This window comes from Prevotella sp. MGM1 (genome assembly GCF_002933775.1).
In the GTDB taxonomy this organism is placed as follows: domain Bacteria; phylum Bacteroidota; class Bacteroidia; order Bacteroidales; family Bacteroidaceae; genus Prevotella.
Genome location: NZ_BEWV01000149.1, coordinates 1 through 555, shown reverse-complemented (window position 1 = coordinate 555; position 555 = coordinate 1). Strand labels below are relative to the sequence as shown.

At 48.6% G+C, this 555-nt stretch carries 1 pseudogene; it reads right to left on the bottom strand.

The annotated features are described in order from the left end of the window. Positions 1-202 (bottom strand): annotated as a pseudogene (locus MoGM_RS05695) (gamma-glutamyl-phosphate reductase); the annotation flags it as partial. Positions 203-555: the final 353 nt, after the last annotated feature.

Genomic DNA, 555 nt, shown 5'->3' with positions numbered 1-555 from the left:
GTTCGGGCGTGAGCAGTAGCCGGTCGTAGAGCGGGTTGCCCCGTCCCATCTTCTTCAAGTCCCCGGCATTGGCTTCCAGTATCTCGGTCTTGCATTCGGTAATCGCCGCCGCCACGTCCGTCAGCACCTCGTTCCGTTTCTTGTCGGTGAGCAGTGCCAGACTGCGGCTTGCCGTCTTGGCGGCCGTGAATATTGATTTCATATCGGTAGGTTATTTTATTTGGCTGATATACAGAATGCCGATGCCGGTTGTCTTCCGGCAATCGGCATCCGTTATCGTTGTTGCAAAAATAGTGTTTTATTTCCTTTCGGCCAAGTTTTGGTGCCGGTTTTGCTCTTACATTTTGCCTTATCGGTAAATTATCGCATATAATTAGTATGTTTCACCGTATATTTATCGTTTGATGACTTGGGTATGGTGGCGAGACGGTTTTCCGCATCAATGATTTGCCTGTGGTAGGCGTGCCACTGTGCCTGTTGGCTTTCACATCGTCATAATGTCATGCCGGTGAAGTAGGAAAGGCCTGTTCCGATACTATTTTGTACGAATAAAGT